The sequence below is a fragment of the Streptococcus oralis subsp. dentisani genome (assembly GCF_003944205.1).
Classification (GTDB): Bacteria; Bacillota; Bacilli; order Lactobacillales; family Streptococcaceae; genus Streptococcus; species Streptococcus oralis_BH.
This window is the reverse complement of sequence record NZ_RJPH01000002.1, coordinates 41,525-67,291: the sequence shown is the minus strand read 5'-3', so window position 1 is coordinate 67,291 and position 25,767 is coordinate 41,525. Positions and strand designations below refer to the sequence as shown.

The following is a 25,767-nucleotide window of genomic DNA, read 5'->3' as shown; positions in this document are numbered from 1 at the left end:
ATTAAAATCTCTCTTTCCATCACAAGGGAGAGGATGTTTTGGTGAAAAAGTAAATGGAATAAACTTATTTTAACAAAAATGACACTCAGTAAACTAAAGTACATATGGTTAAACGGTTTCTTTTTTGAGAATTGTCACAAAATTTGCTATAATAGTAGCTATGAATAGAATTAGGGTCAGCAGACGTGTTGAAAAAAAGCTAGCTAAGGGTCTAGTTCTTTTGGAAGCAAGTGATTTAAGAGATATTGATCTGACGGATCAGGCAGTAGAAGTTCTTAGTCAAGACGGGAATTTTTTAGGGAGCGCCTATCTTTCTCAGCAGAATAAGGGAATCGGTTGGTTCATCAGCAAGAAAAAGGTTCGTTTCAATCAAGCCTTTTTTGAAATGCTGTTTCGTAAGGCCAAGGAAGCTAGAAAGCCTTATTATCAGGATGACTTGACTACTGCCTTTCGCCTCTTTAACCAAGAGGGGGATGGTTTTGGTGGACTGACTCTTGATCTTTACGGAGATTATGCTGTCTTTTCTTGGTACAACTCCTTTGTTTACCAGATTCGTGAGCTGATAGTTAAGGCTTTTAAGGAAGTTTTTCCTGAGGTCTTGGGGGCTTATGAGAAGATTCGTTTTAAAGGTCTAGACTACGAGTCTGCCTATGTTTATGGTGAGGAAGCGCCAGACTACTTTACTGTTCTTGAGAATGGCCTGCTCTATCAAGTCTTTATGAATGATGGCTTGATGACAGGGATTTTCCTAGACCAGCATGAGGTTCGTGGGAGTCTGGTTGACGGTCTTGCAATGGGCAAATCCTTGCTCAATATGTTTTCCTATACGGCTGCCTTTTCTGTTGCTGCAGCTATGGGAGGCGCGAGTGAGACAACTTCTGTCGACTTGGCCAAACGGTCCAGAGAGTTGTCAGAAGCTCATTTTCAGGCAAATGGACTCAGCACGGACAATCATCGTTTTATCGTCATGGATGTCTTTGAGTACTTCAAGTATGCCAAGCGAAAAGGCTTGACCTATGATGTGATTGTCCTAGATCCGCCAAGCTTTGCCCGCAATAAAAAACAAACATTTTCTGTGGCGAAGGACTATCACAAGTTGATTTCCCAGAGTCTAGAAATTTTAAATCCTGGAGGTATTATCATTGCCAGTACTAATGCTGCCAATGTTTCCCGCCAGAAATTTACAGAACAAATTGATAAAGGTTTTGCAGGAAGAAAATATCAGATCTTAAACCAATATGGCCTTCCAGCAGACTTTGTCTATAATAAAAAAGATGAAAGCAGTAATTACCTCAAGGTGATTAGTATGAAGGTTAGTAGATGAAATTAGTCGTTTCAGTAATGCCAAGAAGTTTAGAAGAAGCGCAAGAACTGGATGCCACTAGGTATGAAGATGCCGATATCATCGAGTGGCGTGCGGACTTTCTTGCAAAAGACGCTATTTTACAGGTAGCACCCGCTATCTTTGAGAAATTTGCAGGACGCGAACTTGTCTTTACCCTTCGGACTCGCGCTGAGGGAGGAGAAATCGAACTTTCCTCAGAAGAGTATGTTCAAATCATCAAGGAAGTGACCCAACTCTACCAACCAGACTATGTGGATTTTGAGTATTTCAGCCACAAGGATGTTTTTGAGGAAATGTTGGATTTTCCAAATCTGGTCTTGAGTTATCACAATTTCCAGGAAACACCTGAAAACATGATGGAAATCTTGTCTGAATTGACCAGCTTGACTCCAAAAGTAGTGAAGGTATCAGTAATGGCAAATACAGCTCAGGATGTTTTGGATCTGATGAATTATACGCGAGGTTTCAAGACACTCAATCCTGAGCAAGAGTACGTGACTATTTCCATGGGGAAAATTGGTAAGGTTTCGCGTATCACTTCAGATGTGACAGGTTCTAGCTGGTCTTTTGCTAGCATGGATGCGGCCAGTGCACCGGGTCAGATTTCTCTATCAAGTATGAAAAAAATCAGGGAGATTTTGGATGAAGCTTGATGGCTATACACGTTTAGCTGCAGTTGTTGCCAATCCCATCAAACACTCTATTTCACCCTTCATCCACAATAGGGCCTTTGAGGCGACAGCTACCAATGGTGTCTATGTGGCTTGGGAGATTGAAGCGGGTGACTTGGCAGAAACAGTAGCCAATATTCGCCGTTACCAGATGTTTGGCATCAACCTCTCCATGCCTTACAAGGAGCAAGTGATTCCTTATCTGGATGAGTTGAGTGATGAGGCTCGTTTGATTGGGGCGGTCAACACAGTTGTCAATCAAGACGGAACGTTAATTGGATATAATACAGATGGCAAGGGATTTTTTAAGAGCTTGCCTTCTTTTGCAATCTCGGATAAGAAAATGACCATTCTGGGCGCAGGTGGAGCGGCCAAATCAATCTTGGCACAAGCCATTTTGGACGGGGTCAGTCAGATTTCAGTCTTTGTGCGTTCAGTTTCTATGGAAAAAACAAGACCTTACCTAGCCAAGTTGCAGGAGCAAACAGGATTTAAAGTGGACTTGTATGCTTTAGAAGATGTTTCTGAACTGCAATCAAGGATTGCCGAGTCGGACTTATTAGTCAATGCTACCAGTGTGGGCATGGATGGTCAGTCGTCGCCAGTTCCTGAAAGTATCAATTTGCCAGAGGCTCTCCTGGTCGCAGATATCATTTACCAACCTTTTGAGACGCCATTTTTGAAATGGGCTAGAAGTCAGGGCAATCCAGCCGTTAATGGTCTTGGAATGTTACTCTATCAAGCTGCAGAAGCTTTTCAACTGTGGACAGGTAAAGAAATGCCGACAGACGAGATTTGGCAGTCCTTAACAGAAAAATATAAATAGTGAAAAGGAGACCCTACTATGAAAATCAGAATCGATATTCCGCATCATCCTTATGATATTCAGATTGAAAAAGGTTGTCTGGCCCAGGCTGGTCAATGGTTGCGAGAACTCTGGCAACCTCAAAAAGTGGTCATTGTAACCGACAACCATGTAGCTTCTCTCTATGCAGAGAAGGTTAAACTCAGCCTAGAAGATGCTGGTTTTCAGGTAGCTGTTTTTGACTTTTTAGAAGGCGAAGAACGAAAAAATTTAACCACTGTTCAGAAGGTCTATGAATTTCTAGTTAAGCAAGGTTTGACTCGTAGCGATGGGATCGTGGCTCTTGGTGGTGGTGTCGTTGGAGACCTGGCTGGTTTTGTGGCCTCTACCTATATGCGGGGCATTCACTTTGTTCAGATTCCGACTAGTTTGACTGCTCAGGTTGATTCTTCTATCGGTGGAAAGACGGGGGTCAATACTCCATTTGCTAAAAATATGGTGGGAACTTTTGCCCAACCAGATGGGGTTCTGATTGACCCGCTTGTCCTTGAAACACTCGGGAAAAGAGAGTTGATTGAAGGGATGGGTGAGGTTATCAAGTACGGCTTGATTGAGGATCCAGAACTGTGGGCTCTCTTAACAGAACTGGATGGCTCTGTTGAGAGCGTTCTGGAACATGCAGAGACCTTGATTGAACATTCTTGTCAGGTGAAGCGCAAGATGGTGGTCGAAGATGAGTTGGACAATGGTGTTCGGCTTTACCTCAACTTTGGACACACTATTGGCCACGCCATTGAAGCAACAGCTGGTTACGGCAAGGTCATGCATGGTGAGGCTGTGGCTATGGGAATGGTACAGATTGCCAAGGTTGCTGAGGAAAAAGGCCTTATGCCAGCTGGCATAACTCAGTCCATTACAGAGATGTGTCAGAAATTTGGCTTACCTGTTGACTATGAAAAATGGGATGTTGACAAGCTTTATCAGGCTTTGACTCATGACAAGAAAGCGCGTGGCAACACCTTGAAATTGGTCTTGGTGCCAGAGCTTTGTTCAGCGACCATTCACCCAGTTTCTCTGGAAGAGATGAAAGACTACTTGGTAAAATAAGGAGAACGTATGAGATATTTAACTGCAGGAGAATCACACGGCCCCCGTCTAACGGCTATCATTGAGGGAATTCCAGCTGGACTTCCTTTGACAGCTGAGGATATTAATGGAGACCTTAAACGCCGTCAGGGTGGCTACGGTCGTGGTGGTCGTATGAAGATTGAGAGTGACCAGGTTGTCTTTACCTCAGGCGTTCGTCACGGGAAGACGACAGGGGCTCCTATTACCATGGATGTCATCAATAAAGACCACCAAAAATGGTTGGATATCATGTCTGCTGAGGATATCGAAGACCGCCTTAAAAGCAAGCGGAAAATCACCCATCCTCGTCCAGGTCACGCCGACTTGGTAGGGGGCATCAAGTACCGTTTTGATGATTTGAGAAATTCCTTGGAACGTTCATCAGCTCGTGAAACAACCATGCGAGTAGCAGTTGGAGCAGTAGCCAAACGCCTATTGGCTGAGCTTGATATGGAGATTGCCAACCACGTTGTGGTTTTTGGTGGCAAGGAAATCGATGTACCTGAAAATCTAACCGTCGCTGAAATCAAGCAACGAGCTGCCCAGTCTGAAGTTTCTATTGTCAACCAAGAACGGGAACAGGAAATCAAGGACTACATTGACCAAATCAAACGTGACGGTGATACCATCGGTGGGGTTGTGGAGACAGTCGTCGGAGGCGTTCCAGTTGGTCTTGGTTCCTATGTCCAATGGGACAGAAAATTGGATGCGCGATTGGCCCAAGCAGTTGTTTCTATCAATGCTTTTAAAGGGGTGGAATTTGGTCTTGGATTTGAAGCTGGTTACCGTAAAGGTAGCCAAGTTATGGATGAAATTCTCTGGTCTAAAGAAGACGGCTATACTCGTCGTACCAATAATCTAGGTGGTTTCGAAGGTGGTATGACTAATGGTCAGCCCATCGTTATCCGTGGTGTCATGAAACCCATTCCCACACTCTACAAACCTCTCATGAGTGTGGATATCGAAACCCACGAACCGTACAAGGCAACCGTGGAGAGAAGTGATCCGACCGCTCTTCCAGCAGCAGGTGTAGTCATGGAAGCCGTTGTAGCAACGGTTCTAGCACAAGAAATCCTTGAAAAATTCTCATCAGATAATCTTGAGGAATTAAAAGAAGCGGTAGCTAACCACCGAGAATATACAAAGAACTATTAAGGAGTTCCTATGGCAAAAACAATCTATATCGCAGGTCTCGGTTTGATTGGTGCTTCAATGGCGCTCGGTATCAAGCGCGATCATCCAGATTATGAAATTTTAGGTTATAATCGCAGTCAGGCTTCGAGAGATATTGCCTTGAAAAAAGGCATGATAGACCGTGCGACGGATGATTTTGCCAGTTTTGCTCCTCTGGCAGATGTCATCATTCTGACCTTGCCGATCAAGCAGACCATTGCTTTCATTCAGGAGTTGGCAGATTTAGACTTGAAAGAAGGCATCATTATTTCAGATGCTGGCTCGACCAAGTCAGCCATTGTGGATACAGCGGAGCAGTATTTGGCTGGCAAGCCTGTTCGCTTTGTTGGGGCCCATCCCATGGCTGGTAGCCACAAGACAGGAGCTGCTTCTGCGGATGTTAATCTTTTTGAAAATGCCTACTATATCTTTACTCCATCGAGTTTAACTACTCCAGAAACCCTTTCAGAAATGAAGGACCTACTTTCTGGTCTCCATGCTCGTTTCATTGAAATTGATGCCAAGGAGCACGATCGAGTGACTTCCCAGATTAGCCATTTTCCCCATATCTTGGCATCAGGTCTCATGGAGCAAACAGCTGTCTATGCTGAAAAACATGAGATGACAAGGCGCTTTGCGGCGGGTGGTTTTCGAGATATGACTCGAATTGCGGAAAGCGAGCCAGGTATGTGGACTTCTATTCTCTTGTCCAATCGAGAGACTATTCTAGGGCGGATTGAGGATTTCAAGGAACGCTTAGATGGGATTGGTCAGGCTATTAGCAAGGGGGAAGAAGAGCAGATTTGGAACTTTTTCAACCAAGCACGTGAGCAACGGCAGGCTATGGAAATCCATAAACGTGGAGGTGTGGATAGCTCTTACGACCTCTATGTCGATGTTCCCGATGAAGAAGATGTTATCTTGCGGATTTTGGAATTGCTACGTGGGACTTCCTTGGTCAATATCCACATCAACGAAGAAAACCGTGAGGATGTTCACGGGATTCTACAAATTTCCTTTAAAAATGCTCAAGATTTAGAACGAGCTGAGCGCTTAATTACAGAAAATACGGACTACACAGTCGTCGTCAAATAAGGAGAAAATCATGTCAAATATTTACGATAGTGCAAATGAACTCAGTCGCGGGTTACGCGAACTACCAGAATACAAGGCGGTTAAGGCTGCAAAAGATGCCATCCAAGCTGATGAACAAGCTAGCAAGATTTTTGCAGACTACCTCACCTTCCAGCAAGAAATCCAAGTCATGGCGCAAACGGGACAAATGCCAGATGCCTCTTTCCAAGAAAAGATGCAGTCTTTCAGCAAGCAAATCCAAGAGAACGCTCTTTTGTCAGATTTCTTTGCCAAACAGCAACAATTGTCTATTTACCTTTCAGACATTGAAAAAATTGTCTTTGAACCTGTTTCAGAATTATTGAAATAGTATTTATCTGTATAAAAGCCAGAAATTTCAGGAATTTCTGGCTTTTTTGTGATAAAATAAGAAAAAGTATCGCAAGTATGGGGTCAACTATGAAACTAAAAACAAACATTCGCCACTTACATGGCAGTATCCGGGTTCCAGGTGACAAGTCTATCAGCCACCGTTCGATTATTTTTGGAAGTTTGGCTGAGGGAGAAACCAAGGTATATGATATTCTGCGTGGAGAGGATGTGCTCTCAACCATGCAGGTTTTTCGTGACCTTGGTGTTGAAATTGAGGATAAAGACGGTGTCATTACCATTCAAGGTGTTGGAATGGATGGCTTAAAAGCTCCGCAAAACGCCTTGGATATGGGGAATTCTGGAACCTCGATTCGCCTGATTTCAGGTGTCCTTGCCGGTGCAGACTTCGAAGTAGAGATGTTTGGAGATGACAGTCTTTCCAAACGTCCTATGGATCGCGTGACGATTCCTCTGAAAAAAATGGGCGTCAGCATTTCAGGGCAAACGGAGCGAGACCTGCCTCCTCTTCGCTTAAAAGGAACGAAAAAACTTACACCTATTCACTATGAGTTGCCAATCGCCTCTGCTCAAGTCAAGTCTGCCTTGATATTTGCAGCCTTGCAGGCTCAGGGGGAGTCCGTTATTATCGAGAAAGAATGTACTCGTAACCACACCGAAGATATGCTACAGCAATTTGGTGGTCATTTAAGTGTGGATGGCAAAAAAATTACAGTTCAAGGACCACAAAAACTGATCGGACAAAAGGTAATCGTGCCAGGAGATATTTCTAGTGCAGCCTTTTGGTTGGTTGCAGGTTTGATTGTTCCAAACTCTCGTGTGGTGCTGCAGAATGTGGGGATTAACGAAACGCGTACAGGTATTATTGATGTCATTCGCGCCATGGGAGGAAAACTAGAAATAACTGAAATTGACCCAGTTGCTAAATCTGCAACCCTAACTGTCGAGTCTTCTGACTTAAAAGGAACAGAGATTGGTGGATCCTTGATTCCCCGTTTGATTGATGAATTGCCTATTATTGCCCTTCTAGCGACGCAAGCCCAAGGTGTAACAGTTATTAAGGATGCTGAGGAACTCAAGGTCAAGGAAACTGACCGCATTCAGGTGGTGGCTGACGCCTTAAATAGCATGGGGGCGGATATCACTCCTACAGCAGATGGGATGATTATCAAAGGGAAATCAAGACTTCATGGCGCTAGAGTCAATACGTTTGGTGATCATCGAATTGGAATGATGACAGCTATTGCAGCCCTCTTGGTTGCGGATGGAGAAGTGGAACTTGATCGTGCTGAAGCCATCAATACCAGCTATCCTAGCTTCTTTGATGATTTGGAGACTTTGATTCATGGCTAAGGTATTACTCGGATTTATGGGGGCAGGCAAATCGACAATCGCTAGAGGATTGGACCCGGACTACATCGATATGGATGCCTTAATCGAGGAACGTTTGGGAATGTCCATTGCGAATTTCTTCGCTGAAAAAGGAGAAGTGGCCTTTCGTCAAGTAGAGTCAGAAGTCCTAGCTGACTTACTAAAAACGGACCGAGTTGTGTCAACTGGCGGAGGAGTTGTCATTTCTCAGAGAAATCGTGACTTGCTCAAGACCAATCCTGATAACATCTACCTAAAAGCAGATTTTGAAACCCTCTACCAACGTATCGCAGCTGACAAGGACAATCAGCGCCCGCTTTTTCTCAACAAAAGTAAGGAAGAGCTAGCCAGAATTTTCCAAGAAAGACAAGCTTGGTATGAGGAAGTAGCCAGTCGGATTCTAGATGTGACCAAGCTAAGCCCAGAGGAAATTATAGAGGAACTGAGATGAAAATTGCCTATCTAGGTCCCAAGGGATCTTTTTCGCATCATGTTGTGCAGACAGCATTTCTCAAAGAGGAATTGCAGGCTTTTGCCAATATCACAGATGTTATTAAGGCCTATGAACAGGGCTTGGTGGACTATTCTGTGGTACCAGTTGAAAACTCCATTGAGGGGAGTGTGCATGAAAGCTTGGATTACCTTTTTCATCAGGCGGATATTCAGGCTGTTGCAGAAATCGTACAACCCATTCATCAGCAGCTGATGGCAGTTCCAGGTCAGTCAAAAATTGAGAAAATCTTTTCTCATCCTCAGGCTCTGGCTCAGGGAAAGAAGTTCATAGAGGAGCATTATCCAGAAGCCCAGCTTGAAGTGACGGCAAGCACAGCCTATGCAGCCCGATTTATTGCTGAACATCCAGACCAACCTTTTGCGGCTATTGCCCCTAGAAACTCCGCTGCAGAGTATGGTTTGGAATTGATAGCAGAAGATATCCAAGAAATGGAAGCCAATTTCACTCGTTTTTGGGTTTTAGGATCCGAGATTCCCACTATCCCTTTGCAATCGCAAACTGAAAAAATGAGTTTGGCCTTGACCTTACCAGACAACCTACCTGGTGCTCTTTACAAGGCACTTTCGACCTTTGCTTGGAGAGGGATTGACTTAACAAAGATTGAGAGTCGCCCCCTTAAAACAGCCTTGGGAGAATATTTTTTCATTATCGATGTAGACTATAGTGACAAAGAGCTGGTTCATTTTGCCAGACAAGAACTAGAAGCAATTGGAATCCAGTACAAGATACTGGGAACCTACCCTATTTTCACCATAAGGGACCTAGGAAAGGAGAGCCTATGAGCAAAGAAAGCCCTTTAAGTCATCATGAGCAGTTACGCTATGATTACCTTTTTAAGAATATTCATTACCTAAATGACAGAGAAAAGAGAGAATTTGACTATCTGAAAAGAAAAATGGACGGTGGATTTCCCTCTAATGAAGGTGAAAGGGAAAAAAATCTAGGGAAGGACATTGGGATTCCACAGTATTCCAATCAAAGTCGCTCGAATAGACATCAGAAATTTTCCTCTCTTCCAAAAGTGAAAAAGAAGAAACCAAGAAGATTTTTTAAACGAGTTCTAATTTGGCTTTTACTGTTGATAACCTGTGTGGCTGCGGGGATGATTTTTATGTTCCTGCGCGGTTTCCAGTCAGCAACTTCTACCAATAGGCCAGCTGATGCAAAAGCAGCTCAAGTAGAGGTCTTTAATGGTCAAGATACTAAAGACGGGGTGAATATCCTAATCATGGGGACAGATGGTCGTATTGGTCAAAACAGTGCAGAAACCCGTACAGATACGATTATGGTATTGAATGTTAGTGGTTCGGATAAGAAGATCAAGCTAGTCAGCTTCATGCGTGACAACCTAGTCTATATTGATGGCTACAGCCAGATTGTGAATGGCAAGAAACAAACGGATAATAAACTCAATGTTGCTTATGAACTCGGGGAACAAGAAGGGCAAAAAGGGGCTGAAATGGTCCGCAAGGTTCTAAAAGACAACTTTGATTTGGATATTAAGTACTATGCCCTAGTGGATTTCCAAGCCTTTGCAACTGCCATTGATACGTTATTTCCTGATGGGGTGACTATAGACGCTAAGTTTTCAACGTTAAATGGTCAGCCTCTGACAGCAGCCACAGTTGGAGATGACCTTCATGCAACAGAAACCGAATCGCCAACTCAAACTATTAAAGTTGGGAAACAGCAGATGAATGGCTCAACCTTGCTCAACTACGCTCGTTTCCGTGATGATGATGAAGGAGACTATGGTCGTACCAAACGTCAGCAGCAGGTCATGTCAGCAGTTCTTGAGCAAATCAAAGATCCGACCAAACTCTTTACAGGATCAGAGGCACTTGGAAAAGTCTTTGGAATGACTTCTACCAACCTACCATATACCTTCTTACTGACCAATGGCTTATCAGTTATCGAAGGTGCACAGAATGGTATCGAAAGACTCACAGTGCCAGAACTGGGCGATTGGGTAGATGCTTATGATGTCTACGGAGGACAAGGTCTACTTGTCGACCAGAACAAATACCGGACTAAACTCGCCCAAATGGGAATGAGGTAAGAGATAGATAAATAAAAATCAAAGCTTCATTCACCAGTAAAAATGGTGGATTGGGCTTTGATTTTTTACGGTATCTGATGGATTTTTAAGGCTTTTTTATGGTATAATAAAACGATATAACTCGTTATTGGACAGAAGAGGAGAGACATGAGTGATTTGAAAGCGATTCAGGCTCGTAGTCTGGAAATGGCTGAATATTTCGTCGCATTTTGTAAAGAACATAATTTGTTGTGCTATCTCTGTGGTGGAGGAGCGATTGGTGCCCTTCGCAACAAGGGCTTCATTCCTTGGGATGATGACCTAGATTTTTTCATGCCTCGCAAGGACTATGAAAAGTTAGCCGAACTATGGCCACGTTATGCAGATGAGCGCTATTTCTTGTCAAAGAGTCACAAGGATTTTGTAGACCGTAACCTTTTTATTACGATTCGTGATAAAGAAACAACTTGTATCAAGCCTTATCAACAGGATTTGGATTTGCCACATGGTTTGGCTTTGGACGTTTTGCCTTTAGATTATTATCCTAAAAATCCAGCTGAGCGCAAGAAACAGGTTCGCTGGGCCTTGATCTATTCCCTTTTTTGTGCCCAAACTGTTCCAGAAAAGCATGGTGCAGTCATGAAATGGGGAAGTCGTATCTTACTCGGTTTGACTCCCAAATCTCTACGCTATCGTATTTGGAAGAAAGCTGAGAAAGAAATGACCAAGTATGGTCTCGCTGAGAGCGATGGAATCACGGAATTATGCTCAGGTCCCGGCTACATGCGAAACAAATACCCAATCGCATCTTTTGAAGACAATCTTTTCTTGCCATTTGAAGGAACAGAGATGCCCATTCCAGTCGGTTATGATGCCTATCTCAGCACTGCTTTTGGGGATTATATGACACCGCCACCAGCGGACAAGCAAGTACCGCATCACGATGCCATTATAGCAGACATGGACAAGAGCTACACAGAGTACAAGGGAGAATATGGAGCATGATGGGAGAAAAAATAAGCGTTATCGTTCCGGTCTACAATGTAGAAACCTATCTGGAACGATGTGTGGAGTCAATTCTTCAACAGACTTATGCCCATTTTGAGTTAATCCTAATCAATGATGGCTCTACCGATTCCAGCGGACTGATCTGTGAGAATTTAGCCTCTCGGCATGAGAATATCAAGGTCTATCATCTAGAAAATGCTGGAGTCTCAAATGCGAGAAATACGGGAATCAAGCTGGCGACGGGTGCTTGGATCACCTTTATTGATAGCGATGATTTCGTTACCCAAGATTACCTAGCTACTTTAGCAAGTGCAGTTGAGGGGGCGAATCTAGGCTTTGTAATTGCTCCTCTACACCATATTAAAAACGGCATTGTGACAGACTTACCTCCACATTCTGGAAAAACAGAACTCTGGTCAACAGAAGAAACCATGAAGGAACTACTGATGACTACCAGAACGTCATTTTTTCCAGTTGCAAAACTGTTTAAGAGAGACCTGCTTGCGGATGAAAAGTTTAATACAAATTATCACCTAGCTGAAGATGCCTTATTTTTAACTGAATTGCTACTAAAGACAAGATGCAGCAGCGTATTTATTGACAAACCTGTTTATTATTATGATCATCGTGAGGGAAGTGCAACAACATCTGTTAACCAGCATGTATTTGACACGATAGAAGTTTATAAGCAAATAATTGCTCAAGTTTCACAAGTCTTTCCTAATTTAAAATATGAATTAAAAAATAGAGAATGTTGGTCGTACATCACAGTTTACGATAAAATTATCTTTACTTCATCTGAAGAGTATCAAAAGGAGAAAGCCGAGCTAAGGACTTGGATTGTTCGGCATCGACGCGAAATATGGAAGGATGCTTATTTCACTACTTTTCGCAAGGTAGCGATCCTTTCACTTGTCATTTCTCCATGGCTATATAAGAAAATTGTTGGATTAAAAAACTAATATCATGAGAAGGAGTTGAAAATGAATTTTTCAAAAATGGATGAATACTTTGAAAAATCAAAACCATGGATTGCGTATCTGTTTGTTTTTATTTCGATTTTAAGTATGAGTTCACTGGTTTATAAGATAGCAAATCCCCTCTATAAGGGATTGTCAGCGATTGTCGTGCTTTATATTTGCTATACTTTATTGTTTAAGTGGAAAGAAATCACAGCAGATCGTAAATTTCTATCCTTATTTGGACTCTTAGCTGGAAGTCATCTGCTATCAGCTGTTTTCAATCGCTCTGGACATCTGATTGGAAATGTGATTGAAATCCTCTTCATGGTAACCTATGTTTTATTATTTACTATGTTACAATCAGGGCAACTTAAAAAATTATTTGACTGGGTTACCTATACTATTCAAATCATTTCTTTTTCTTCCGCAATCTTTGCATTTGGTTTATTGGTAAGTAGAGTCCTTATCCTATTTAAGATTGGCGAACAATCTTATTATTATGGTGTCATGAATGGACGTCTGTGGGGAATTGTCAATCCAAATGCTAGTGCGATATTTTCATACATTAGCATTATTTTAGCTATGTATTTGATCCACAAAGGAAGTAAATATTCTGTTTATCTTAAACTGAACAATGTGATTCAATTAGTCTACTTTGCTACTATGCAAAGTAGAGGAGCCTTACTTTCTTTACTCCTCATGGTTGGACTCTATAGTTTCTTTGCCACTAGAGGAAGTATCGTTAAACGATTTCTTACTTTTATAGTTGCTGGTTTGCTGATTACTGCAACCAACATTGGATTAAGCTATGCAACCTCAATCTATATCGCATCTGAAACTGCGACTGTTTTTGACTTAAACAAAGGACAATCCTATGCTGAAACAGATTCGTCCGTCACTAAGAAGAACGGTGAACTCCATCTGATCGAAACAACACCAAGTGGTAGAACCTATATCTGGAAAAATGCCATCAAGATGGGAAGTGCCAAACCAATTTTTGGTTATGGTGTACGGAATGTTCCAGATTACTACACAGAATATTTCAGTAAATTTGAGATTCAAAACTCCCTTATCGGTGGGAATTTCCATAACATTTTTGTGACCATATTTGTCAGTTCGGGAGTTCTAGGCTTGGTATCCTTCCTTCTTATACTGGCTTATGTCATCAAGCGCTTTTTAACGTATTTGATTGTGTCCAAGAAAAATACTGACAAATTGATTATGATTCTTTTCTTCGGTATCTTGTTTGGTCAGTTGTTTGAAAGTCAGATTATGTACTCTACCAACTTTATCAATATCATCTTTTGGTTGGCAATCGGTTATGGACTAGTGGTTTGTAAACGAGATGAAGGAGTTCGGTATCAAGAAGTAACAGATGTCAGTGAAATTCAACAGATGGAACTTGGAATCATGGAATATATTCATGAAGTTTGTCAGAAAATTGGGGTCAAGTATTTCTTAGCATATGGAAGTCTAATTGGTGCGGTTCGCCATAAAGGTTTTATCCCTTGGGACGATGATATGGATATCTGCATGCTAAGAGAAGACTATGAGAAACTACAAGATTACCTTATCGCTCATCCTGATGAACGTTATGAAGTCATGTCTTATAAAAATAATCTTAACTATGTCTATCCCTTCATGAAAGTGCAGGATAACCATACCTACTTGCTCGAGGAAGATGTACGAATTGATTCCAATATGGGAATTTATGTGGATATTTTCCCTGTAGATGGTTATGAAGATGATGCAGACTTTAAAAACAAGATGACGAAACTCATAAAGAAACGTCAATTGAGTTGTTACACTTTTAAAGGAATTACTAATACAAAAAGTCTACTAAATTCTTTAATTCGTTATATTTCTGTTGTCATTTTCTATTTCACAAATACGAATAAGTATGTTGAGCAAATTGATGAGCTTGCTAAATCTAGAGCAGTTGCTGACTACGAGCAAGTTGACTATTTGATTTACAAGGATATGAATAAGCCAGTTTGGAAACGTGAGTGGTTGGAACAAGTGATTGTGGGAACATTTGAAGGCAAGGAATTTATGATTCCAAAACACTACCATGAAATTTTGACCTCTGACTATGGAGATTATATGCAATTGCCCCCTCTTGAACAGAGAGTATCTCACCATGATTTTAAACTGTGGAAAATCACTAAAAGTTCTAAGTAAGCAAATCGCAGTTAGAAATCGTTTAAAGAATTAGTCGAAATTAGGAGAATAAAACGTATGTCTGAGAGAGTTTTAAGTCTTGAAGAAATAAAACAAGTGGAGTTGGATATTTTAAAGTATCTACATGAACTATGTGAAAAGCATCAGATTAAATATTTTATTGATTTTGGAACCTTACTAGGAGCTGTCCGCCATAAAGGATTTATCCCTTGGGATGATGATACGGATATTTCTTTGGCGCGAGATGAATTTGAAAAACTTTATCAGGTTTTAAAAAATGAGAATCATCCTTACTACAAATTGATTTCATTTAGAGAAACAAAAGGCTATCCGTACAGTTATCTGCGTGTCCATGATATTAGAACACGTAGAGATGCCAATCTTCTGGACCCGACAGTCGTATTGGGAACTTGTGTTGACATTTTTCCATACGATGGTGTCGTGACGGAGGAAAGTGATTGTAAGAAAATGAAGCTCTACAAACATTTCATCCGCCTTTCTTCTTTGAATTTCAAAGGAATTAAATCAGAAAATGGGGGGATAAAAAATCTGCCTCGTTATATTGGGTCAGCTATTTTTCGTCTAAGCTCTCCACAAACTTGGAATCAAAAATTAGAGAACCTTGCTTTGAAATATAGTGTAAATCAAGCTACAGATCTTACCTGTACGATATTTGATCCAAGTTTTCCAGAGGGAATCAAAAAAGAATGGCTCTATGATATGATTGATATGCCATACGAAAACATCGTAGTGAAGGCTCCGAGAAAATACCATGAAATTCTTGCCTACGAATTTGGAGCAGACTATATGACTCCACCACCTGTTGAACAGCAGGTTCCAGGAACTGATAAGAATTATTGGATTGATTAGTAAGAGATTGTTTTCATCTAGAAAGGAGTATTCAAGATGAAGAATAAAAAATTAGTTAAATCAGTCAGTTATGGTTTACTTGCTTTCCTTTTTGTGTTGATTGGTTTATCACAACAAGTTAATGCAGACACCATTACTGCTGGTTCAGGCAATCGTATCCATTTCATAAATACTAAAGCAAAATCTGGGAGTGATGCTATCCTTCTGGAAAGCAATGGTCATTATGCCTTGATTGATATGGGGGAAGATTATGACTTTCCTGATGGGAGTGATCCACGCTATCCAAGTCGTTGGGGGATTTCCATGAGAAATTATCAAGTCTTGGAAGACCGTTTGATTCGCCATCTTGATCAGATTGGTGTTAAAAAATTAGATTTTATTATAGGAACTCATGTCCATAGTGACCATATTGGTGGAGCGGACGAAATACTCAATCGATATCAAGTCGGTAAGTTTTATTTGAAAAAATATTCAGATGATCGGATCACAGCAAACTGGGGACTCTGGGATAATCTTTTTAATTACGATAATGCTTTGAGAGCCGCACAAAAACGAGGGGTTACTCTTATTCAGAATATTACAGACGAGGATAGTCACTTTAAATTAGGTGATATGGATATCCAACTCTATAATTATAAAAATGAATATGATGCTGAGGGGAATCTGAAAAAAGTTCTAGATGATAACTCCAACTCTATCGTTTCAGTGGTGACTGTGGCAGGAAAGAGAATCTATCTTGGTGGAGATTTGGATAATGCCGAAGGAGCGGAAGATAAGTTAGGTCCTGTTATCGGCAAGGTTGATATGATGAAATGGAACCATCATTATGATGCGACAATTTCAAATACGATTAATTTTCTTGAAAACCTATCACCAAAGATGATTATTCAAACAACTGGTGGTGATATTAATGTTGCTTCAACCAGAGAATATCTCCAAAAGAAAAATATTCAAGTTCTCAGAGCTTCTAGTCAAACTCAGGATGCAACTGTTTTTGATATTAGTGATAGCGGATTTGCTAATGTTTCTAATCTCTTCCCTGACATCCCTGTAGTTGACGAAAAATGGTATCAAGAAGGTGGCTACTGGAAATATCGTTTAGCAGATGGAGAAATGGCTATCGGTTGGAAAGAGATTGGCGGAGCCACTTACTTCTTTAATGGAAAAGGGCAAATGCAAGCAGGACGCTGGCTTCACCTTAATGATGATTGGGGAGAAAATGCTAAGGGGAATGATTACTATCTCAACTCAAATGGTAAAATGCAAACAGGCGGTTGGTTCAAGCTGGATGGCTCTTGGTATTATATCCAATCAAATGGCGCTAGACGATTTAGTGAGCTTTCTGAAATTGGAGGGAAGAAATATCTCTTTGCAGCTGATGGAAAGATGTTAACAGGACATCAAGTCTTTAATGGTAAGAAAATGTTCTTTGCAGACAGTGGTGCACTCCAAACAGCAGGTAAGTCTTCAACTTGGCAAAAGATTGATTCAGATTGGTATTTCTATGATGAGGATGGGCTACGGACTATCGGTAAAAAGAATATCAATGGAAGCACATATTACTTTAATCAAGAAGGTGTCATGCAAACTGGCTGGGCCTTTATTGACGGTCACTGGAACTATTTTGCAAGTTCTGGAGCTATGAAAACTGGCTGGGTTAAGGATCAGGATACTTGGTATTATCTGGACAAAGATGGTATCATGCTCACTGGAAAACAAGATATAAATGGTGTTCGTTACTATTTGAACGCTAGTGGTGCAATGCAAACGGGCTGGAAATGGCTAGAGAACAATTGGTATTACTATGCGAACTCAGGAGCTATGAAAACAGGCTGGATTAAGGATAATGAGAAATGGTATTATCTAAATCAAGATGGTATTATGCAGACTGGAAAACAAGAAATCAATGGTACGCGTTACTATTTGAATACCAGCGGTGCCATGCAAACAGGCTGGCAGTGGCTTGATAAACACTGGCATTACTACGCTGACTCAGGAGCTATGAAAACTGGTTGGTTGAAGGATCAAGGAACATGGTATTATCTTGAAGATCAGGAAGGTATCATGCTGGTCGGTTTCCAACAAGTAGATGGTAAGCAGTATTACTTTAGTGCATCAGGAGCAATGCAAACAGGCTGGAAATGGTTTGATAATCATTATCGTTACTTTGAAGCAAATGGAGCTATGAAAACTGGTTGGATAAAGGATAAAGGAATCTGGTATTATCTCAATCCTGAAGATGGTATCATGTTGGTTGGCCTTCATAAAGTAAATGGTGATCATTATTACTTTGATGAATCAGGAGCTATGCAGACCGGTTGGAAACGAATTGACGGTAATTGGTACTATTTCCAAACAGATGGTTCCTTGTTGAAAAATGCCACCACACCGGATGGTTATAAGGTAAACGAGGAAGGCATTTGGAGACAGGCTGTTGCTGCTGTCAATGGCGAAGCAGATCAGTCAGAGAAGAAGCAAGAAGCTAGTTCCTCTATTGCTGAACAGCCAAAACAAGATTCAAATCTAGAAGCCAATACTTCTGACAAGAAAGAAAAAGAATAAATAAGAAACACCCTACTAGTAAACGCTCGTTTATCAGTAGGGTGTTCTTTTAGTTTCTTTTGATCTTAGCTAATACTAGGTTCAGTGCATAGTGAAGTGTTTTATCCTTAGTGAGAAAGAGTGTTAAGAGATAGTAGATTCCACAAGTAGCTATGGTAGAGAGAACCATGAGGATCATGTTGAGGTTCACCGTATAGGAACTGATTTGGAAAATCATCTTGAAAATATAGAAGATCGGAATAAATCCAAGGGATATGAGACCATAACGTGTTAAGGTCACAAAGATTTCTTTTAAATTGATTAGTTGGTGTTTCCTAATAAAATGAATTTCTAAGAGAACAACGATGGCTTCTGCAATAATGGTAGTAGCAATATAATACTCAGGGGCAAAAATATTATTGATATACAAGATACAGTTGAAGAGGAGATTTGCTCCACCACCAGCAAAGTAGAAAGCGGTCAAGCGGTTCTCGTGGTCATTGATAAAGATAATTTGCTTACCAAGAATCAATTCAATAGCCCAGATAATGGTTCGAAAGGCGAAGACGCTGGTCACGATACCTGCCTCAAGATACTTTTCAGAAGAGTAGATAACCGTTGCGTACTTTCCCAAAATCATAATTCCGAAACTAGTTGGAATCATGAGAAAATAGAATAATGATGCCGCTTGATTTACAAGATAATTATAAGAATTGTAATCCTTTTTCCCGAGGTAGTAGCCGAGACGTGGAATGCTGACACTGATAGCTCCACTTAAGACACCAGCAATCAGCATGACGATGCTATAGGCAATTGTATAATAAGAAATATAGTTTTCATCTGGTCCCTTGGTGATAAACATTCTATCTAGCAAGGTATAAAGCATATTGGCATTTGCCAAGAGAAGCATAGTAAAGAGTGGTTTAGAAGCCCTAGCTAACTCGATGAAACCAATTTTGACAAAGGAAACTTCTCTCTTGATCCAAAGAAAACTAAGGAGGTAGTTGAGGATAGTTGTAGCAGTCATGACGATAGCGTAGGGAACAATATCATCAGCAGTTTTGACAAAGGCAAAGATGGCGACCAGCATGGTAATTCGAATAATCAATGTCTTGTAAAGGATAAAGGCATAGTTTTCATAGGCCTCATTCATCCATTCGATATTGAGGAATTGGAAGAGTGCCTGAGCTCCTAGGATGTAGTAAAGGACTTTCAGGTTCTCAATGCTGGTGTCAAAGAAGATAAAGAGGAAGTAGATACCAGTTGTCAGGAGAGAAGTGAAAACTGAGATATAAAACAGCTTAGAAAAGACATAGTTGATTTTATTCTTGTCGTCCTTAACCTTACTGATAGCACGAATCCCGTAATTGTATATTCCAAAGGCTGCTAGTGGAATGACAAAGCTGGCCCAGGTATTGGCGGTATTGAAGTAACCATAGTTGGATTTGCTGAGAATCCGCGTCAGATAAGGGTTGGTTATCAGCGGAAAAACGATATTGAGGATATTGACCAGCAAGCTAGCCAATGCATTAACTTTTATATTTTTCATTGAACTTTCTTTCTTAAATGTAACATTATCTCTAGTATTATATCACATTCCAGCTTCATTCTTTTGATAAAATCGTAAAAATCTAGTATAATAGATAGACTGAAAGTATGAGGTTAGTAGAAATGAAGATGAAACAAATTAGTGATACAACACTGAAAATCACGATGACTTTAGATGATTTGATGGATCGGGGAATGGAGATTGCAGATTTTCTCGTTCCTCAGGAAAAAACAGAAGAGTTTTTCTATGCTATTTTAGATGAATTGGAGATGCCAGACAATTTCTTGGATAGTGGCATGCTGAGTTTCCGTGTGACGCCAAAACCAGATAAGGTCGATGTCTTTGTGACCAAGTCCAAGATTGACCAAAATCTAGATTTTGATGATTTGGCAGATCTACCTGACATGGAAGAATTGGCCCAAATGTCGCCGGACGAATTTCTCAAAACTTTGGAAAAGAGTATCGCAGAAAAGACCAAGGACGATATTGAAGCTATTCAGTCTCTAGAACGGGTAGAAGCTAAAGAAGAAGAGCAAGAGCAAACAGAAAAGGAAACGGAGAACAAGAAAGAACCTTATATCTACTATATCTTGCGTTTCGCAAGCCTTGCTGACTTAGTTGCTTTTTCAAAGACGGTTAACTACCAGATGGAAACATCTGAACTCTATAAGATGAATGGATACTATTATTTGACAATCTTAGTCGATGTTGAAAATCATCCTAGTCCATATCCAGCCTGGCTCTTGGCTCGTATGCGTGAGTTTGCAGACGACAGTGATATCAGTCGTTCGGTTTTACAAGAGTATGGTCGCATCTTGATTAATCACGACGCTGTGCTCGGTCTTCAAAAAGTTAATTCATAGTTTTTAGAAATCAATTTTTACTTATCAGAAAAGACGAATCCCATGATTCGTTTTTTCTTTTCTATCTATAAATAGTGGTTTTCTTGGATAGGAATTTTCGAAAAATTCTGTTATAATGGCTATATTAGAAAATTTCGAGGAGACAAACATGACAGTTAAAATTGCTTTACTTGGATTTGGTACCGTTGCAAGTGGTGTACCATTCCTCCTAAAGGAAAACGGAGAAAAAATCATCCAGTCAGCTCATTCAGAGATTGAAGTAGCCAAGGTATTGGTTAAGGATGAAGATGAGAAGAACCGCTTACTTGCAGCAGGGAATGACTTTAACTTTGTAACCAATGTAGACGATATTTTATCAGACAAGGACATTACTATCGTAGTGGAATTGATGGGGCGTATCGAACCAGCTAAAACCTTTATCACTCGTGCCTTAGAAGCTGGAAAACACGTTGTTACTGCTAACAAGGACCTTTTGGCTGTCCATGGTGCAGAATTGTTAGAAATCGCTAAAGAGCATAATGTAGCACTTTACTACGAAGCGGCAGTAGCTGGTGGTATTCCAATTCTTCGTACCTTGGCAAATTCTCTGGCGTCTGACAAAATCACTCGTGTTCTTGGTGTCGTTAACGGAACTTCTAACTTCATGATGACCAAAATGGTTGAAGAAGGCTGGTCTTACGATGACGCTCTTGCGGAAGCACAAAGATTAGGTTTTGCAGAAAGCGACCCTACAAATGACGTGGATGGGATTGACGCAGCCTACAAGATGGTGATTTTGAGTCAATTTGCTTTTGGTATGAAGGTTGCCTTTGACGATGTAGCCCATAAGGGGATCCGCAACATCACACCAGAAGACGTAGCTGTAGCCCAAGACCTTGGCTATGTAGTGAAATTGGTTGGTTCTATCGAGGAAACTCCTTCAGGTATTGCTGCAGAAGTGACTCCAACCTTCCTTCCTAAAGCGCACCCACTTGCCAGTGTAAATGGGGTCATGAACGCTGTTTTTGTAGAATCTATTGGTATAGGTGAGTCTATGTACTACGGACCAGGTGCGGGTCAAAAACCAACTGCAACAAGTGTTGTGGCGGATATTGTCCGTATCGTTCGTCGTTTGAATGATGGAACGATTGGTAAAGACTTCAACGAATACAGCCGTGAATTGGTTTTGGCCAATCCAGAAGATGTTAAAGCAAACTACTATTTCTCAATCTTGGCTCCAGACTCAAAAGGTCAGGTCTTAAAACTTGCTGAAATCTTTAATGCTCAAGATATTTCCTTCAAGCAAATTCTCCAAGATGGCAAAGAGGGTGATAAGGCGCGTGTAGTGATTATCACTCATAAGATTAATAAAGCACAACTTGAGAATGTTTCAGCTGAGTTGGCCAAAGCTTCAGAATTTGACCTCTTGAATACCTTCAAGGTGTTAGGAGAATAGGATGAAGATTATTGTACCTGCAACCAGTGCCAATATCGGGCCAGGTTTTGATTCGGTCGGTGTAGCTGTAACTAAATATCTTCAAATTGAGGTCTGTGAAGAACGAGATGAGTGGTTGATTGAACACCAGATTGGCAAATGGATTCCACATGACGAGCGTAATCTCTTGCTCAAGATTGCCTTGCAAATTGCGCCAGACTTGCAACCGAGACGCTTGAAAATGACCAGTGATGTTCCCTTGGCGCGTGGTTTGGGTTCTTCCAGCTCTGTTATTGTTGCTGGGATTGAACTGGCTAACCAACTGGGCAATCTCAACTTATCTAACCATGAAAAATTGCAGTTAGCGACTAAGATTGAAGGACATCCTGACAATGTGGCTCCAGCAATTTACGGTAATCTCGTTATTGCGAGTTCCGTTGAAGATCACGTTTCAGCAATCGTGGCAGACTTCCCTGAGTGTGATTTTCTAGCTTATATTCCCAACTATGAATTGCGTACCCGAGACAGCCGCGGTGTCCTTCCTAAGAAATTGTCCTACAAGGAAGCTGTTGCAGCTAGTTCTATAGCAAATGTAGCTGTTGCAGCCTTGTTAGCAGGAGACATGGTGACAGCTGGCCAAGCAATTGAGGGAGACCTCTTCCACGAGCGCTATCGTCAAAGTCTGGTCCGTGAATTTGCGACGATTAAGCAAGTAGCTAAAGAGAATGGTGCCTATGCAACCTATCTCTCTGGTGCCGGACCAACAGTTATGGTCTTGGCTTCTCATGACAAAATGCCCAAGATTAAAGCTGAATTGCAAAACCAACCTTTCAAAGGCAAACTGCATGATTTGAAAGTTGATACGCAAGGTGTCCGTGTCGAAATAAAGTAAAGAACAGAAGATAGGATGGGGAAAGTCTCGACTAGGGGGCTGCTTCCTGTCCTTTTTTTGAAAAGAAGTTTATATTCAATGAAAATCAAAGAGCAAACTAGGAAGCTAGCCGCAGGCTGCTCAAAACAGTGTTTTGAGGTTGTGGATAGAACTGACGAAGTTAGTAACCATACCTACGGTAAGGCGACGCTGACGTGGTTTGAAGAGATTTTCGAAGAGTATTAGTTAAAAACTTGATAAAGGAGAAATAAAGATGGCAGAAATTTATCTAGCAGGTGGTTGTTTTTGGGGTTTAGAGGAGTATTTTTCCCGAATTTCTGGAGTGCTAGCAACCAGTGTTGGCTACGCTAATGGGCAAGTCGAAACGACCAATTATCAGCTGCTCAAGGAAACAGACCATGCAGAAACGGTTCAAGTGATTTATGATGAGAAAACAGTATCACTTCGAGAGATTTTACTCTATTATTTCCGAGTCATCGATCCCTTATCGATTAATCAACAAGGGAATGACCGTGGACGTCAGTATCGAACTGGGATCTATTACCAGGATGAAGCAGATATACCGACGATTAATACAGTGGTTCGAGAACAAGAACTCCTCATCGGTCGTAAAATTGCAGTGGAGGTTGAAAAACTCCGCCACTACATTCTGGCGGAAGACTACCACCAAGACTATCTCAAGAAAAATCCTTCCGGTTACTGTCATATCGATGTGACCGATGCTGAGAAGCCATTGATTGACGCCTCAAATTATGAAAAGCCTAGTCAAGAAGTGTTAAGGGAAAGTTTGTCAGCAGAGTCTTACCGTGTCACCCAAGAAGCTGCAACAGAGGCTCCATTTAGCAATGCTTATGACCAGACCTTTGAAGAAGGGATTTATGTAGACATCACGACGGGTGAGCCACTCTTTTTTGCCAAGGATAAGTTTGCTTCAGGTTGTGGTTGGCCAAGTTTTAGTCGTCCGATTTCTAAGGAGTTGATTCATTATTACAAGGACATGAGCCATGGAATGGAGCGAATCGAGGTTCGTTCTCGGTCAGGCAATGCTCACTTGGGTCATGTTTTCACAGATGGACCTCGTGAGTTAGGTGGCCTCCGTTACTGTATCAATTCGGCTTCCTTGCGTTTTGTAGCCAAGGATGAGATGGAAGAAGCAGGATACGGCTATTTATTACCTTATTTAAACAAATAAAACAGAGATGGTGGGCACTTCCCACTTTCTTCATTTCCAGAATAAGAATAGAAGGGATCTATGAAACACTTACTATCTTACTTCAAACCCTATATCAAAGAATCCATTTTAGCCCCCTTGTTCAAGTTACTCGAAGCTGTTTTTGAGCTCTTGGTTCCCATGGTGATTGCTGGGATTGTTGACCAGTCCTTGCCTCAGAGAGATCAAGGGCACCTTTGGATGCAGATTGGCCTGCTCCTTATCTTTGCAGTGATTGGCGTTTTAGTAGCCTTGATTGCTCAATTCTATTCAGCCAAGGCAGCGGTTGGGTTTACCAAAGAACTGACAGACGACCTTTATCGTCATATTCTTTTCTTGCCCAAGGATAGCAGAGATCGTCTGACAACTTCTAGCTTGGTGACTCGCTTGACTTCGGATACCTACCAGATTCAGACTGGTATCAATCAATTCCTGCGCCTCTTTTTGCGAGCACCTATTATCGTTTTTGGGGCTATCTTTATGGCCTATCGCATCTCGGCTGAGCTGACTTTCTGGTTTTTGGTCATGGTTGTTATTTTGACGATTGTCATTGTCGGGCTCTCTCGACTGGTCAATCCTCTCTACAGCAGTCTCAGAAAGAAAACGGATCAGCTGGTTCAGGAAACACGTCAGCAATTGCAAGGGATGCGAGTTATTCGTGCTTTTGGTCAGGAAAAACGAGAGTTACAGATTTTTCAAACCCTAAATCAAGTTTATGCTAGATTGCAAGAAAAGACGGGTTTCTGGTCTAGTTTGTTAACACCTCTGACCTATCTGATTGTCAATGGAACTCTCCTCGTTATCATCTGGCAGGGCTATATTTCAATTCAAGGAGGTTTACTCAGTCAAGGTGCCCTGATTGCTCTTATCAACTACCTCTTGCAGATCTTGGTGGAATTGGTCAAGCTTGCCATGCTGATCAATTCTCTCAACCAGTCCTACATCTCAGCCAAGCGAATCGAAGAAGTATTTGCTGAGACTCCAGAAGATATCCATTCAGAATTAGAACAAAAGCAAGCTGCCATTAATCAGGTTTTACAAGTCCAAGAATTGACCTTTACCTATCCTGATGCGGCCCAACCCTCTCTGAGAGATATTTCCTTTGATATGACTCAAGGACAAATCCTTGGTATCATTGGGGGAACGGGTTCTGGTAAATCAAGCTTGGTGCAAGTCTTACTTGGTCTATATCCAGCAGATAAGGGAAGCATTAACCTTTATAGAGATGGACGTAGTCCTCTTAATTTGGAGCAGTGGAGGTCTTGGATTGCCTATGTGCCTCAAAAAGTCGAGCTCTTTAAAGGAACTATTCGTTCCAACTTGACTTTGGGTTTCAATCAGGAAGTAACTGACCAAGAACTCTGGCAGGCCTTGGAGATTGCGCAAGCAAAGGATTTTGTCAGTGAAAAGGAAGGACTCTTAGACGCCATAGTTGAGGCAGGAGGACGAAATTTCTCAGGTGGACAAAAACAAAGGTTGTCTATCGCCCGAGCAGTCCTGCGCCAAGCTCCGTTTCTCATCCTAGATGATGCGACCTCGGCTCTCGACACCATTACCGAGTCCAAGCTCTTGAAAGCTATCCGAGAAAATTTGCCAAACACGAGCTTAATCTTGATTTCTCAACGGACTTCGACACTTCAGATAGCTGACCAGATTCTCCTCTTGGAAAAAGGTGAGCTCCTAGCTATTGGCAAGCACGATGACTTGATGCAAACTAGTCAAGTCTATTGCGAAATCAATGCATCCCAACATGGAAAGGAGGACTAGC

At 41.4% G+C, this 25,767-nt stretch carries 22 protein-coding genes; 21 read left to right on the top strand and 1 reads right to left on the bottom strand.

The window, feature by feature from the left end; translation table 11 throughout:
* Positions 1–160: 160 nt before the first annotated feature.
* The 16 genes from D8805_RS02155 (at position 161) to D8805_RS02080 (ending at position 18,092) form a co-directional block, all read left to right on the top strand.
* Entirely contained in the window at positions 161–1,324 is a 1,164-nt protein-coding gene (locus tag D8805_RS02155) for a class I SAM-dependent rRNA methyltransferase (protein ID WP_001079982.1), read from the top strand.
* A complete protein-coding gene (gene aroD, locus D8805_RS02150) occupies positions 1,321–1,998 on the top strand; it encodes a type I 3-dehydroquinate dehydratase (protein ID WP_000780374.1) in 678 nt (225 codons plus the stop codon). The genes D8805_RS02155 and aroD overlap by 4 nt, the downstream gene beginning before the upstream one ends.
* Positions 1,988–2,842, top strand: a complete 855-nt coding sequence (locus D8805_RS02145) for a shikimate dehydrogenase (RefSeq protein WP_000762490.1) — start codon at positions 1,988–1,990, stop codon at positions 2,840–2,842. Before aroD ends, D8805_RS02145 begins: the two co-directional genes overlap by 11 nt.
* An 18-nt stretch (positions 2,843–2,860) precedes the next feature.
* Positions 2,861–3,928 (top strand): 3-dehydroquinate synthase, encoded by a 1,068-nt coding sequence (aroB, locus tag D8805_RS02140; RefSeq protein ID WP_125415266.1) that lies wholly within the window; start codon positions 2,861–2,863, stop codon positions 3,926–3,928.
* 9 nt (positions 3,929–3,937) lie between these two features.
* A complete protein-coding gene (aroC, locus tag D8805_RS02135; protein ID WP_001269881.1) occupies positions 3,938–5,104 on the top strand; it encodes a chorismate synthase in 1,167 nt (388 codons plus the stop codon).
* A gap of 9 nt (positions 5,105–5,113) precedes the next feature.
* Positions 5,114–6,217 carry a prephenate dehydrogenase gene (locus tag D8805_RS02130; RefSeq protein ID WP_125415265.1) on the top strand — a complete coding sequence of 368 codons (1,104 nt, stop codon included), beginning with the start codon at positions 5,114–5,116 and terminating at the stop codon, positions 6,215–6,217.
* 10 nt (positions 6,218–6,227) lie between these two features.
* Entirely contained in the window at positions 6,228–6,566 is a 339-nt protein-coding gene (locus D8805_RS02125) for a YlbF/YmcA family competence regulator (RefSeq protein ID WP_125415264.1), read from the top strand.
* An 89-nt stretch (positions 6,567–6,655) separates the two neighbouring features.
* Positions 6,656–7,939: a 3-phosphoshikimate 1-carboxyvinyltransferase gene (gene aroA, locus D8805_RS02120; protein ID WP_038805450.1), complete on the top strand. Its 1,284-nt coding sequence runs from the start codon at positions 6,656–6,658 to the stop codon at positions 7,937–7,939.
* Positions 7,932–8,408 carry a shikimate kinase gene (locus D8805_RS02115; RefSeq protein WP_038805449.1) on the top strand — a complete coding sequence of 159 codons (477 nt, stop codon included), beginning with the start codon at positions 7,932–7,934 and terminating at the stop codon, positions 8,406–8,408. Before aroA ends, D8805_RS02115 begins: the two co-directional genes overlap by 8 nt.
* Entirely contained in the window at positions 8,405–9,253 is an 849-nt protein-coding gene (pheA, locus tag D8805_RS02110) for a prephenate dehydratase (protein WP_038805448.1), read from the top strand. Before D8805_RS02115 ends, pheA begins: the two co-directional genes overlap by 4 nt.
* Entirely contained in the window at positions 9,250–10,530 is a 1,281-nt protein-coding gene (locus D8805_RS02105) for an LCP family protein (protein WP_125415263.1), read from the top strand. Before pheA ends, D8805_RS02105 begins: the two co-directional genes overlap by 4 nt.
* A 147-nt stretch (positions 10,531–10,677) precedes the next feature.
* Positions 10,678–11,514 carry a LicD family protein gene (locus tag D8805_RS02100; RefSeq protein ID WP_084976155.1) on the top strand — a complete coding sequence of 279 codons (837 nt, stop codon included), beginning with the start codon at positions 10,678–10,680 and terminating at the stop codon, positions 11,512–11,514.
* On the top strand, positions 11,511–12,479 hold the full coding sequence (locus D8805_RS02095) for a glycosyltransferase family 2 protein (RefSeq protein ID WP_084976156.1): 969 nt from the start codon (positions 11,511–11,513) through the stop codon (positions 12,477–12,479). Before D8805_RS02100 ends, D8805_RS02095 begins: the two co-directional genes overlap by 4 nt.
* A gap of 21 nt (positions 12,480–12,500) precedes the next feature.
* The gene (locus D8805_RS02090; protein ID WP_084976157.1) at positions 12,501–14,660 is read left to right on the top strand and encodes a LicD family protein; all 2,160 of its coding nucleotides are present in this window, start codon (positions 12,501–12,503) and stop codon (positions 14,658–14,660) included.
* A gap of 57 nt (positions 14,661–14,717) precedes the next feature.
* Positions 14,718–15,530, top strand: coding sequence for a LicD family protein (locus D8805_RS02085; protein WP_084976158.1), 813 nt, complete (start codon positions 14,718–14,720; stop codon positions 15,528–15,530).
* A 36-nt stretch (positions 15,531–15,566) separates the two neighbouring features.
* Positions 15,567–18,092, top strand: coding sequence for an MBL fold metallo-hydrolase (locus D8805_RS02080; RefSeq protein WP_125415262.1), 2,526 nt, complete (start codon positions 15,567–15,569; stop codon positions 18,090–18,092).
* A 49-nt stretch (positions 18,093–18,141) separates the two neighbouring features.
* Here D8805_RS02080 and D8805_RS02075 read toward each other — a convergent pair whose 3' ends face one another.
* On the bottom strand, positions 18,142–19,620 hold the full coding sequence (locus D8805_RS02075) for an oligosaccharide flippase family protein (RefSeq protein ID WP_125415261.1): 1,479 nt from the start codon (positions 19,618–19,620) through the stop codon (positions 18,142–18,144).
* Positions 19,621–19,742: 122 nt separating this feature from the next.
* Between D8805_RS02075 and mecA the strand changes: the two genes are divergently transcribed.
* The 5 genes from mecA (at position 19,743) to D8805_RS02045 (ending at position 25,766) form a co-directional block, all read left to right on the top strand.
* Complete coding sequence (mecA, locus tag D8805_RS02070) at positions 19,743–20,483, top strand: adaptor protein MecA (RefSeq protein WP_125415260.1); 741 nt, start codon at positions 19,743–19,745, stop codon at positions 20,481–20,483.
* 148 nt (positions 20,484–20,631) lie between these two features.
* The gene (locus D8805_RS02065; protein ID WP_125415259.1) at positions 20,632–21,918 is read left to right on the top strand and encodes a homoserine dehydrogenase; all 1,287 of its coding nucleotides are present in this window, start codon (positions 20,632–20,634) and stop codon (positions 21,916–21,918) included.
* A 1-nt stretch (position 21,919) separates the two neighbouring features.
* Positions 21,920–22,789: a homoserine kinase gene (gene thrB / locus D8805_RS02060; protein WP_084976163.1), complete on the top strand. Its 870-nt coding sequence runs from the start codon at positions 21,920–21,922 to the stop codon at positions 22,787–22,789.
* Between the two features lie 253 nt (positions 22,790–23,042).
* Entirely contained in the window at positions 23,043–23,981 is a 939-nt protein-coding gene (gene msrB, locus D8805_RS02050; protein WP_125415257.1) for a peptide-methionine (R)-S-oxide reductase MsrB, read from the top strand.
* Between the two features lie 60 nt (positions 23,982–24,041).
* Positions 24,042–25,766, top strand: coding sequence for an ABC transporter ATP-binding protein (locus D8805_RS02045; RefSeq protein ID WP_125415256.1), 1,725 nt, complete (start codon positions 24,042–24,044; stop codon positions 25,764–25,766).
* Position 25,767 lies beyond the last annotated feature (1 nt).